The sequence below is a fragment of the Gilliamella sp. Occ3-1 genome (assembly GCF_001690655.1).
GTDB lineage: Bacteria > Pseudomonadota > Gammaproteobacteria > Enterobacterales > Orbaceae > Gilliamella > Gilliamella apicola_P.
On record NZ_LZHQ01000015.1, the window covers coordinates 1 to 12,236 of the forward strand.

At 35.5% G+C, this 12,236-nt stretch carries 10 protein-coding genes, 1 rRNA gene and 1 pseudogene; 1 reads left to right on the top strand and 11 read right to left on the bottom strand.

The annotated features are described in order from the left end of the window. From A9G43_RS04410 to tsaE, 11 genes and pseudogenes are all read right to left on the bottom strand, one after another. Positions 1-728, bottom strand: a 16S ribosomal RNA gene (locus A9G43_RS04410); the annotation flags it as partial. A gap of 300 nt (positions 729-1,028) precedes the next feature. Continuing rightward, positions 1,029-2,210 carry a formate-dependent phosphoribosylglycinamide formyltransferase gene (gene purT / locus A9G43_RS04415; RefSeq protein WP_065606988.1) on the bottom strand — a complete coding sequence of 394 codons (1,182 nt, stop codon included), beginning with the start codon at positions 2,208-2,210 and terminating at the stop codon, positions 1,029-1,031. A 78-nt stretch (positions 2,211-2,288) separates the two neighbouring features. Continuing rightward, positions 2,289-3,587 (bottom strand): adenylosuccinate synthase, encoded by a 1,299-nt coding sequence (locus A9G43_RS04420; protein WP_065606991.1) that lies wholly within the window; start codon positions 3,585-3,587, stop codon positions 2,289-2,291. A 19-nt stretch (positions 3,588-3,606) separates the two neighbouring features. Beyond that, positions 3,607-4,566 (bottom strand): protease modulator HflC, encoded by a 960-nt coding sequence (hflC, locus tag A9G43_RS04425; RefSeq protein ID WP_065606993.1) that lies wholly within the window; start codon positions 4,564-4,566, stop codon positions 3,607-3,609. Between the two features lie 10 nt (positions 4,567-4,576). After that, positions 4,577-5,815, bottom strand: a complete 1,239-nt coding sequence (gene hflK, locus A9G43_RS04430; protein ID WP_065606995.1) for an FtsH protease activity modulator HflK — start codon at positions 5,813-5,815, stop codon at positions 4,577-4,579. A 23-nt stretch (positions 5,816-5,838) separates the two neighbouring features. Then, a complete protein-coding gene (gene hflX, locus A9G43_RS04435) occupies positions 5,839-7,134 on the bottom strand; it encodes a ribosome rescue GTPase HflX (protein ID WP_065606997.1) in 1,296 nt (431 codons plus the stop codon). 19 nt (positions 7,135-7,153) lie between these two features. Beyond that, positions 7,154-7,399 (bottom strand): RNA chaperone Hfq, encoded by a 246-nt coding sequence (gene hfq / locus A9G43_RS04440; RefSeq protein WP_034911910.1) that lies wholly within the window; start codon positions 7,397-7,399, stop codon positions 7,154-7,156. A 290-nt stretch (positions 7,400-7,689) separates the two neighbouring features. After that, positions 7,690-8,601 (bottom strand): tRNA (adenosine(37)-N6)-dimethylallyltransferase MiaA, encoded by a 912-nt coding sequence (miaA, locus tag A9G43_RS04445; RefSeq protein WP_065606999.1) that lies wholly within the window; start codon positions 8,599-8,601, stop codon positions 7,690-7,692. Beyond that, positions 8,594-10,450: a DNA mismatch repair endonuclease MutL gene (gene mutL / locus A9G43_RS04450; RefSeq protein WP_065607001.1), complete on the bottom strand. Its 1,857-nt coding sequence runs from the start codon at positions 10,448-10,450 to the stop codon at positions 8,594-8,596. The genes miaA and mutL overlap by 8 nt, the downstream gene beginning before the upstream one ends. A gap of 20 nt (positions 10,451-10,470) precedes the next feature. Then, positions 10,471-11,175, bottom strand: a pseudogene (locus A9G43_RS04455) (N-acetylmuramoyl-L-alanine amidase); the annotation flags it as partial. 65 nt (positions 11,176-11,240) lie between these two features. After that, positions 11,241-11,714, bottom strand: a complete 474-nt coding sequence (gene tsaE, locus A9G43_RS04460) for a tRNA (adenosine(37)-N6)-threonylcarbamoyltransferase complex ATPase subunit type 1 TsaE (protein WP_065607116.1) — start codon at positions 11,712-11,714, stop codon at positions 11,241-11,243. A 127-nt stretch (positions 11,715-11,841) separates the two neighbouring features. On the opposite strand from tsaE, the gene tusB reads away from it, so the two are divergent. Next, complete coding sequence (gene tusB / locus A9G43_RS04465) at positions 11,842-12,123, top strand: sulfurtransferase complex subunit TusB (protein WP_065607005.1); 282 nt, start codon at positions 11,842-11,844, stop codon at positions 12,121-12,123. Positions 12,124-12,236 lie beyond the last annotated feature (113 nt).

Below are 12,236 nucleotides of genomic sequence, written 5' to 3' on the forward strand. Positions count from 1 at the left end.
GCCTTCGCCACCGGTATTCCTCCACATCTCTACGCATTTCACCGCTACACGTGGAATTCTACCTTCCTCTACAATACTCTAGTTAACCAGTTTTAAGTGCAATTCCTAGGTTGAGCCCAGGGCTTTCACACCTAACTTAATTATCCGCCTACATGCCCTTTACGCCCAGTCATTCCGATTAACGCTCGCACCCTCCGTATTACCGCGGCTGCTGGCACGGAGTTAGCCGGTGCTTCTTCTGTGATTAACGTCAATTAATGCACCTGTTAGATACATCACCTTCCTCATCACCGAAAGTACTTTACAACCCGAAGGCCTTCTTCATACACGCGGCATGGCTGCATCAGGGTTCCCCCCATTGTGCAATATTCCCCACTGCTGCCTCCCGTAGGAGTCTGGACCGTGTCTCAGTTCCAGTGTGGCTGGTCATCCTCTCAGACCAGCTAGAGATCGTCGCCTTGGTGAGCCTTTACCCCACCAACTAGCTAATCCCATATGGGTTCATCAAATGGCGCATGGCCCGTAGGTCCCACGCTTTGGTCTCTCAACTTTATGCGGTATTAGCAGTCGTTTCCAACTGTTGTCCCCCTCCATTCGGCAGATCCCCATACCTTACTCACCCGTCCGCCACTCGTCATCAAGTGCAAGCACTCATGTTACCGTTCGACTTGCATGTGTTAAGCCTGCCGCCAGCGTTCAATCTGAGCCATGATCAAACTCTTCAATTTAAAGTTTGATGCTCAATAACTGTCTCTGACATATTCAAATGAATCTTCAGTGTCACTTATCAAGACTTAATTTTTTAGTCCGTAGACTTTAATCTTTTGTCTCGCAAGTGCCCACACAGATTGTCTGTTTCTTCTTTTTAAAGAGCTGACAGCTTATATTCCTCATCAACTTTTCGTTGACTTAGTTCTCTGTCTCAAGGGTTGCGTATACTACTGACTTCACTTGTGAACGTCAACCCCTATTTTTAGATTTTTTTATTTTTTTGTATTGATTGGCTGCTTTTTACGCAAATTTAGGCGTTATAGGGTTATTTTTAGTTGTTTTGTCACATTAATTGCTTTATTAGTAGCCTCTTTAACTGTCGATGCTCTAGCTAACGCAACACCCATTCTTCTTGTTCCTTTTACTTCTGGTTTACCAAATAAACGTAAATCAGTTTGCGGTTCGCTTAATGCTTTATCAATATTAGCAAAAGTTATTTGTTTGGAGTTACCTTCTATTAATAAGACAGATGATGCACAGGCACCATATTGTTCTATAATTGGAATTGGCAATCCTAATATTGCCCTAGCATGTAATGCAAACTCAGATAGGTTTTGTGAAATTAATGTCACCATACCGGTATCATGGGGGCGAGGTGATACTTCACTAAACCATACTTGCTCCCCTTTAACAAATAATTCAACACCAAATACCCCTCGCCCACCTAATGCTTCTGTTATTTTAGTTGCAATATTTTTCGCTTGTTTCAATGCTTTTTCAGGCATCTGCTGAGGTTGCCAAGATTCTCGATAATCACCTTTTTCTTGACGATGGCCAATTGGTTCGCAGAATGAAACTCCGTTAATATGCCGAACAGTCAGCAAAGTAATCTCGTAATCAAAATCAACAAAACCTTCTATGATTACTTTACCCCCACCAGAGCGCCCTCCCTCTTGAGCATATATCCATGAAGATTTAATATCTGCTTCACTACGCAATAAAGATTGACCTTTACCCGAAGAGCTCATAACTGGCTTAACCAAACATGGAAAACCTATCTCTTTTACCATTTGTTCATATTCAAATTCGTTTTCGGCGAAACGATAAGATGAAGTGGGTAGTTTTAATTCTTCTGCAGCAAGACGGCGAATCCCCTCACGATTCATTGTTAATTGCGTTGCTTTTGCTGTTGGAATAACAGTAAATCCTTCTTTTTCCAACTCAACTAGTGTAGATGTGGCAATAGCTTCAATTTCTGGAACAATATAATCGGGATTTTCCATTTCAATGACTTTTCTTAGAGCATCCCCATCAAGCATATTAACAGTACGATACCGATGAGCTACTTGCATTGCTGGCGCATTAGCATAGCGATCAACTGCAATAACTTCACAGCCAAAACGTTGTAATTCAATCGCCACTTCTTTAGCTAACTCTCCTGCACCACAAAGTAATACTTTAGTTGCAGTCGGTGATAAAGGAGTACCTAATTTAGCCATAATTCCCTCATACACAGTTAATCGTTATATCTCAAAAAATAAAAAATCGGGAAAATTATCCCGATTTTCTAATCAATATTATGCTTGATAAGGATCACGTAAAATAATGGTTTCATTGCGATCCGGACCTGTTGAAATAATATCAATTGGTGTTTCGGTTAACTCTTTAATTCTTTTGATATAAGCTTTTGCTGCTTGTGGCAGTGCATCATAGCTTTTAATACCAAAAGTTGATTCGCTCCAACCTGGCATAGTTTCATAAACAGGTTTAACTAAGCTCCACTCTTCAGCGGCAGCTGGAGCATTTTTGATAATATCACCATTTGGTAATTGGTAACCGACACAAATTTTTACTTCTTTAAGCCCATCTAACACATCAAGTTTAGTTAAACAAAATCCTGAAACAGAATTAAGTTGTACCGCTTTACGCACAGCAACAGCATCAAGCCATCCAGTGCGACGACGACGACCAGTTGTTGCACCAAATTCATTACCTTGTTTGCAAAGATATTCACCAACTTCGTCAAATAGCTCGGTAGGGAATGGGCCTGCACCAACACGCGTAGAGTAAGCTTTAACAATACCTAACACATAGCCAACGTAACGTGGACCAAAACCAGATCCCGTTGCCACACCACCAGCAGTAGTATTAGAAGAAGTTACAAAAGGATAAGTACCATGATCGATATCAAGTAATGTACCTTGTGCACCTTCGAACATAATTCTTTCGCCTTTTCTTCGTGCATCTTCTAAAAGCGCAGGAATATCGGCAATCATAGCAACTAAAATATCAGCTATAGCTAATGTAGCATCTAAAACTTTTTGATAATCTACAGCTTCGGTTTTGTAATAATTGATTAATTGGAAATTATGATATTCCATCACATCTTTTAGTTTTTCAGCAAAAGCTTGACGATCACGTAAATCACCAACTCGAAGTCCACGGCGAGCAACTTTATCCTCATAAGCAGGACCAATACCACGCCCTGTTGTTCCAATAGCTTTATTGCCACGAGCTTTTTCTCGAGCTTGATCTAATGCAATATGGTAAGGCAAAATTAGAGGACATGATTCAGAGATAAGGAGTCTTTCCCTAACAGGAATACCACTATTTTCTAACTCTTTCATCTCTTTCATCAAAGCATCAGGACAAAGTACTACACCATTAGCAATAATGCTAATAACATCATTACGTAAAATTCCTGATGGAATTAAGTGTAATACTGTTTTTTCACCATTAATAACTAATGTATGACCTGCATTATGCCCGCCTTGATAACGAACAACATACTTTGCTTTTTCCGTGAGTAAATCAACAACTTTACCTTTGCCTTCATCACCCCATTGTGTACCTAGCACAACAACATTATTACTCATAAACTATTTACTCATTCAGCTAATTATTAGATTTTAATTTCATATATTTAAAAAATTCGCTTTCAGGACTAATAACTATAACATCATTTCCTATAAAGCTTCTTTCATAAGTTTTTAGCCTACGTATAAAGCTAAAAAACTCTATATCTTTACCAAAAGCATCGACATAAAGTTTGATTGCATTTGCATCACCCTCACCACGGATAGAGCGAGACTGACTTTCAGCTTCAGACAATATTTTGGTTACTTCTAGAATAGTCTCTGCTCGTATTTCATCAACTCTTTTAATACCTTGAACATGTTGATTTTGGACAACATTTTTTCGGTCTGTTTTCATTTTGCTATAAATAGAATTAAACATTTCTTGAGGAAAATTAACTTTCTTTAAGCGGACATCAATAATTTCAATACCGAACGACCTCATACTCGCTTGATTATCCTCTAAAGCTTTTTCATCTCTATTAACGTGCTTTTCAATCGAATCACTTTTAACCAATTCCTGAGATGTACTATTTAAAGCGTTCTTTACACGCGTCACTATAGAATTATGAGAGCTATTATTTGGATCATTAACAATATCAATGATATTTAATTTTTCAATTTCTGCTCTCAAACAGCCATTTAATCGAGCAATCAGCAAGTTATCAATACTATTACCACCAGCAATAGTTTCATAGTATCGATCAAAATCAACAATCTTCCATTGTACGAAATAATCAACAACTAAATCTTTATTTTCACGTGTTCTATATTCTTGTTCTTGACCGACATTATTAGAACTATTTGTTGTTTTGATTTTAGCATCAACAATTTTTACATTATCCATTCCTGGAAATTTAAAATGTAATCCAGGTTCAGATAATCCTATAATTTTATTAAACCGTAAAACTATTCCACGAGTACCTTCTTCAATAACATAAGCGCTAGAAAAAAATACACCAATCAAAATCAATACTATAGGAATCAATAATTTGCGCATGCTTTTCTCCTTATCTTCCCATAAACCGTGGAGTCCGCGTAGTCTCGCCAACTTTAATGGTGTTATTAGTGGTATTAGTGTTTTTGTTATTTTCTTTTAATAATTCCGGTATTGGTTGAGGCTGCTCTTTTACTGTTTCAGACGAGCTCAGCATATTAGAATTATATTCACTATTTTGGTTTGATAACGTCATTATTTGAGAATTTTTTTCACTCTTATTTTTTAATAGTGCTTCTAACGGTAACACCATCAAATTTCCACTTTTATCATTCACTATAATCTTATTGTTTTTGGTTAATACTCTTTCCATAGTTTCAATATATAAATGTTCTTTAGTAATTTCTGGTGCTACTTTATATTGTGGTAAGATTTTTTCAAAACTAGCCACATCACCAGCAGCTTCAAGTTCTACTCTAACCTTATAAGCATTAGCATCAGCTAAAATTCCTGCTGAACGTTCTTCTGCCTGCTGAATTTTCTTCACCTTATCAGCTTCAGCTTGTTTAATTTCTCGCTCACTATCGTCTTGAACATGAAGCGTATCATTGTAAGCGCCTTTCACTTCATCTGGTAGACGAGCAACTTGAAAATTCAAATTAATAACATTAATACCCATATCATAGGGACTAATGATATTGACTAACTCATCTTTAGTGCTACGTTCTAGAGCTGAACGTTCATCAGAGATTATCGCATCAATATTTGAACTTGCCACTACCGTTCTAAGGGCGCTATCGGCAGCTTGGCGCAAACTATCTTCTACATTAGTGACATTAAATAAATATTTTAAAGGATCGCTGACACTATATTGCACATTTATATCAACAAAAACCAAATTTTCACCAGCTGTAACAATAAGTCCCTTTTCGTTAAAATTTCGAATACCCTGTGTATCAACAATATACACTTTATCGATTAAAGTTGGCTTCCAATTTAGTCCTGGTTGAATGATTTCAGATTGAACTTGACCGAAGCGAGTAATTACACCACGTTGATTTTGGTTAATGGTATAAAATCCACTTCCTGCCCAAACTAGAACAAGTAAAGCAATTATAGATATGATAATTTTAGTTGTACTCATCGGCAATTTAATTCCAGAGGAACCATTATTATTACCGAAATTATTTTTTTTTAATAATTTTTTAACTTTATCAAATAAACCATCAGATGAATGATTAGTTGGCTTTTTTTTATTATTCCCCCATGGGTCGTTATCTTGTCCGTTATTGCCGGGCTGATTCCACGCCATATTGTATATGCTCCATTTGATAATTAGTTGTTATTTTGCTTATTGATCAAGTATAACAGATCTGGTTCTTGTTTACAGAGGCGATTCCATTCTATAGAGGGAATTCTCACATCTAGATGAAAACTACCATCCTCATTAATAAATTCATTTTCTACCGCATTTAACTGATATAAACGACTTCTTAATCTTGCTAAATAAGCAGGTAAGTTTAAGTGGCAAACTTGTATTTGCTTAGCTAGCCTTTCTTTTAAAGCGATAAATAATTGATCTAATCCTAAACTATTTTGCGCTGAAATCCAAACACGAATTGGTATACCGTTTTCATCTCTATCAATACTTGGTTGTTTGCCTTCTATCAAGTCGATTTTATTCATAACAAGTAATGTTGGAAGTTCGTGCGCATCAATTTCGTGCAAAACTTCATCAACAGCATGCATATTATCTAATAAATTAGGATCTGCTGCATCAACAACATGTAATAACAATGCAGCTTGTTGAGTTTCTAATAACGTTGCTTTAAAAGCCGCGATTAAATCATGTGGCAAATGGCGAATAAAACCAACCGTGTCAGCTAAAACAACTTCACCTACATCATCAACAATAATTCGACGAAGTGTTGGATCGAGTGTAGCAAATAACTGATTAGCAGCATATACATCAGCATTTGTTAACGCATTAAATAATGTTGATTTACCTGCATTCGTGTAGCCAACAAAAGAGACTGTTGATAGATCTGCTTTATTTCGTGATTGACGATTTTGATTTCGCTGTTTTTCAACTTTAGCAAGTCTTGATAAAATTAATTGAATCCGTTGACGAATCAACCTTCTATCAGTTTCTAATTGAGTTTCACCTGGACCACGTAAACCTATCCCACCTTTTTGACGTTCTAAATGCGTCCAACCTCTAACTAAACGAGTCGAAAGATGTTTTAACTGTGCTAACTCGACCTGTAATTTACCTTCATGTGTTCTGGCTCTTTGAGCAAAAATATCAAGAATCAATCCGGTTCTATCAACAACACGACATTTGCACAATTGCTCTAGATTACGTTCTTGGGAGGGAGTTAATGAATGATTTACTAAAATAACAGAAGCATTGAGCTGTTTAACTTTTTCTGCTATTTCTTGAGCCTTACCTTCACCTACAAAATATTTGGTTTGAGGTGCTTTTCTTGAGGTTGTTACAATATCGAGAATATCTATTTGAGCCGAAGAAACCAAAATTTCAAACTCTTTAAGATCCTCGATATTGCTCTCTTGAGGGAAAAATACATGGACTAATAAGGCAGATTCACCGCCTTTATATCTCTCAAACAATCAGATTCTCCACTGAAATTCAGCTTTCGCTTTCCTCTTCGGCTTGAGATACCAATCCAGAAATAGGTCTAGATGGTACGACTGTCGAGATGGCATGTTTATATACCATTTGGCTTACAGTATTTTTTAACAAAATCACAAATTGATCAAATGATTCAATTTGCCCTTGTAACTTAATACCATTAACTAAATAGATTGAGACAGGAATGTGCTCTCGACGAAGCAAATTTAAATAAGGATCTTGTAATGACTGCCCTTTTGACATGAGTTTATCCTTTAAAAAAATAATTATATTAAGATAAAATAAATACATTTATAAATAATTAATGTATTTTTACATACTATTTTCAGATACATCTTTAGTATCTACCAAAATAACACAAAAAGCGATTCTCTTGAACCAATCAACTATAATTAATGCACAAATAACTAAATTTTTAATAAATTTAAACTAAAAAGGTAAACAAAATACTAAATACTGACAATAATACACATAATTTTAACTACTAAAGAACTTATAATTGTATATTATTAGACCACTATAAAAATTATCGCTTAGAATACGTTTCGGAAAATTGTATCCATATTATCATTGTTTAACCATGTTATAGGTTGCTTCCAACCACGAAGCCATGTTATTTGTCGTTTAGCTAATTGACGAGTAGCGCAAATTCCTTTAAAAACCATTTCATCATAACTTGTATTGCCATTTAAATACTCCCACATTTGACGATATCCAACACAACGCATAGAAGGTAAATTTAAATGTAAATCCGATCGCTGCATAAGTGCTCTAACTTCATTTTCAAATCCTTGATCCAACATTTGTAAAAATCGTTGTTCAATACGTTCATGTAATTGCGACCTATCTTGCGGCATAATAGCAAATTGCATAACATCGTATGGTAATACTTGGCCACTTTCTTGTATAAGTTCAGTTAGACTTTTTCCTGAAATTAAATAAACCTCTAAAGCACGATTAAGCCGCTGAGGATCGTTAGGATGAATTCGTTCAGCTGAAATTGGATCGACTTTTTTTAGATCTTCGTAAATCGCTTGCCAACCTAATTTATTGGCTTTTTCCTCTATTTGCTCACGAATTTCTCTATTAGCAGCAGGAAGCGGTGAAAGTCCTTCAATTAAAGCCTTAAAATAGAGCATTGTCCCACCAACCAACAATGGAATTCGTCCTTTTTTTAGTGTTTTTTCAATTTCCACAATAGCATCATGTCTAAAATTAGCTGCCGAATAACTTTTTGCAGGATCACAAATATCAATCAATTTATGTGGATACTTTTGTTGCTCTTCTTTAGTCGGTTTTGCAGTACCAATGTCCATACCACGATAAATTAGAGCTGAATCGACACTAATAATATCAATAGGATAACGATCATAAAGCGCCATAGCAAATGCTGTTTTACCAGATGCTGTTGGCCCCATTAACGAAATAATTTTTGGTTTATTCATGATAAATCGATTGAGTTAAAGATTGCATGTCAATTGGGTATAAAAATGAATCTTGTTGTAACAGATTAATATCCACTTGTTCTAATTGAGCTAGTAACTGAATGGCTTTTACTACACTCCAGTTCATCGTAACACTATCATCATATTGATTAGCTAGCCAAGCCGCTATTTGTGTTGGATCTAAAACTTCATTTTTTGACTCAGAAATAAAAGCAATTAAAGCCGGCAATAATTGTTGCCAATTGATAGTGCGCAACATTTTAGGAACATTTTGCAAATACAACTTTGCTTTATCAACATAAAAATCAAAACCTAAAAAATTTAGCTGCGGCTGATAAGAAGAAAGAACTTGCTGCTCTTTATTATTAACTGAAATTGTTAATGGGATAAGCAATTTTTCAGAATCTTGTGACAATAATTTAATCGCAACGACTTTTTGCTGAGCAATAGGCAACTTCATCAACATTAATTTTTGTTGATTATCTTCATTTTTTTCAAGCAATGCAATATCAGGTTGAATAATAGTTAACACCCGTCCAAATGTCACTAATGATGAATTGTCAATCTGCTGTTGTAGTGATTGCAATGGTGAATATCGTTTAGGAAATAATGATTCAATAACCGCTTTTTGTGGTTCAGTTATTTCATTTTCTTCTACCGATAAAAATGGCTTTTTAGGCTCAAGTTGTGCAATATTTTGAGAAGGAGAGTCAACGCAAACTAACTGACCATACAACGCATTTTCTTTAGCATAATTACTAGGTTTTTGAGGTAATTGGTTACTAGCTTGATAAGGCTTAGAAATCGTCTTTTGATTAAATATATTTTCTCCAGCTGCTTGCCGATTAGGTGTTATTGTTACTTTTTCATCTATTGCAGATAAATCCGATTCAAGAGCCATAACTATAGCTTGATAAACGAAATCATGAACCAATCTTGCCCCATGAAAACGGACTTCATGTTTAGCAGGGTGAACATTAACATCAACTTGTTTTGGATCAATTTGTAAAAACACCACATAACTTTGCTGTTCATTCGCACGTCTTATATAGGCTTGTCGCAATGCATGATTAAGTAATTTATCTTTGATAACTCGACCATTAACATAAAAATATTGCAAATTACTAACTTCACTACTTGTTACCCAACCTTGAATGAACAAATCATCATGTTGCCAATCTAATTTGACTGCTTTTTGCATAAATACTCGTCCACATACCAATTCTACCCTTTTTTCAAGGGTAGATGAACGGTACTGCTTAACAAGTTTACCATTATGCTGCAAATTAAAAGTAACATCAGGACGTGCAAGCGCAATACGCCGAACAAATTCCTCAATATGCATAAATTCGGTTTTTTCTGTTTTTAAAAAACGGCGTCTTGCAGGAGTATTGTAAAACAAATCAAGTACTTCAACAGTCGAGCCAACAGGATGTGCAGCAGGTTTAATCACCGGTTCCATATCTCGCCCTTCAGCATAAACTTGCCAAGCTTCAGTTTGTTCTGCTGTGCGTGAAGTTAATGTCAATCTTGCAACTGAACTTATACTCGCCAGCGCCTCACCACGAAATCCAAGGCTAATAATAGAATCTAAATCATCTAACTTGCTGATTTTACTTGTCGCATGACGAGCAAGCGCCAGTGCTAATTCATCTTTAGCAATACCGCAACCATTATCTCTAATACGAATTAATTTACAGCCGCCTTGCTCAAGATCAATATCAATTTGACTACTGCCCGCATCAAGGCTATTTTCAACCAACTCTTTAATGACTGATGCTGGTCGTTCTACCACCTCACCAGCAGCAATTTGATTTGCTAATTGAGGAGAAAGAATATGAATTGCCATTAATGCTGTTCTCCAAACTTTGGATTTTGTTTAACGTAATTTTTTATACCTTGATAGATAGCTTTAGCAATCTTATTTTGATGAGCATTACTACTTAGTAAGCGTTCTTCACCTTCGTTAGAGATAAAACCAACTTCAACTAAAATTGATGGAATATCTGGTGAACGTAATACCCCTAAGCTTGCATGTTCTGGAGCAGATTTATGTAGCTTTGTTATCCCTTTCATTTCTTTTAATACTTGTTTTGCTAACTCATACCCCACTCGTTGAGAATAAGAAAATTGGAGATCTAATACAGCTTGACTTAAATGAGGATCATGATCATCACTAAGCGCATCACCCGCCCCGCCAAGTAATTGTGACTGTTTTTCATCTTGTTCAAGCCAACGACCAAGTTCTGTGTCAGCTCGCTTAGTTGACAATACCCAGATCGAGGCACCCGTTGCATTCCGATTTGGCGCAGCATCAGCGTGAATGGAAACTAACAAATTAGCTTTATTTTTTCTAGCTATTTCAGAACGTTGCGAAACAGAAATAAAATTATCACTGCTACGGGTTAATACCCCTTTAAAATTAGGATCTTTATTTAGTAACTTGGTAAGTTTTTTAGCAATAGAAAGAGTAACTGTTTTTTCATATAACTTATTTTTCCCTATTGCGCCGGAATCTTTACCACCATGCCCCGCATCAACGGCAATCACAACTTTAGCTGCATAGGCAGAACTACAAAGTATTAATAAGATAAAAAAAGTGAATAGTTTTTTCATTGTCTTTATATTGTTTATTTCAATTATGATAGATTAATAATCTCGTGACCTTTTTCGCTTATAGCCTGAACGCAAGCAGTACGTTCAAGCGCCAAATAAGTCAAATTAACTTCAAGATCAGCACTTGGCAAAATCCCATTTGCTTGCTGTGGCCACTCAATCAAACAAATTGATCGTGAAGAAAAATATTCACGAATCCCCATAAACTCTAACTCTTCTGGATCACAAAGCCTATATAAATCAAAATGATAAACTAAAAAATTAGCAAATTGGTAGGGTTCAACTAATGTATAAGTTGGACTTTTTACGTTACCTACATGACCTAATTGTTGCAAAAAACCACGACTAAAAGTTGTTTTACCTGCACCAAGATCGCCAATTAAATAGATAACAATTGTATCATCATGCTTGGACAAATAGTTTAAACATAGTTTGGCAAGTTTACTACCAAACAAAATCGTTTGTTGCTCATTGCTTAAAATAACTGGTTTCATGATGAATTCTTTGCTCAATAAATAGTTCTTATTATATACTAATAACATCAAAGATGTACTAACTAAAATGAGCTTGATTTTGTAAAAAAGTTTCAGGTAACTCTACGTTTCAGTATAAAAAGTGAAAATAATGCTACATACTATATCAACAGCAAACCAATCAGCCATAAATCTACAATTAATATCAGATCAAGATGTTGTATTGTTCTGGCAAAATGGCGTTATTCTGGCTATACAAAATAATCCATTATTAAATGATATTATAAAAAAAACTAAACACTGTTACGTCATCAACAGCGATATAGAAGCCCGAGGAATAAGCAAAATTATTGATTCAAGGCTTAAAATTATCAATATGCAACAAGTTGTTGAACTTACAACTAACCATTTTCCACAAATAAACTGGGAATGACCATAGGCATAATGCTAAAACTACCCAGTTTTATAAAAAGCATGAATCATGCAAATTTGCAAAACTTAAAACCTAAGTTTAATATAAATCTCAATTGTACTCAGCTCGTATTC

Coding starts and splice junctions, on each gene's coding strand:
- tusB (WP_065607005.1), top strand. CDS start 11,842: ATGCTACATACTATATCAACAGCAAACCAATCAGCCATAAATCTACAA.
- miaA (WP_065606999.1), bottom strand. CDS start 8,601: ATGAATAAACCAAAAATTATTTCGTTAATGGGGCCAACAGCATCTGGT.
- hflC (WP_065606993.1), bottom strand. CDS start 4,566: ATGCGCAAATTATTGATTCCTATAGTATTGATTTTGATTGGTGTATTT.
- A9G43_RS04420 (WP_065606991.1), bottom strand. CDS start 3,587: ATGAGTAATAATGTTGTTGTGCTAGGTACACAATGGGGTGATGAAGGC.
- mutL (WP_065607001.1), bottom strand. CDS start 10,450: ATGGCAATTCATATTCTTTCTCCTCAATTAGCAAATCAAATTGCTGCT.
- purT (WP_065606988.1), bottom strand. CDS start 2,210: ATGGCTAAATTAGGTACTCCTTTATCACCGACTGCAACTAAAGTATTA.
- hfq (WP_034911910.1), bottom strand. CDS start 7,399: ATGTCAAAAGGGCAGTCATTACAAGATCCTTATTTAAATTTGCTTCGT.
- hflK (WP_065606995.1), bottom strand. CDS start 5,815: ATGGCGTGGAATCAGCCCGGCAATAACGGACAAGATAACGACCCATGG.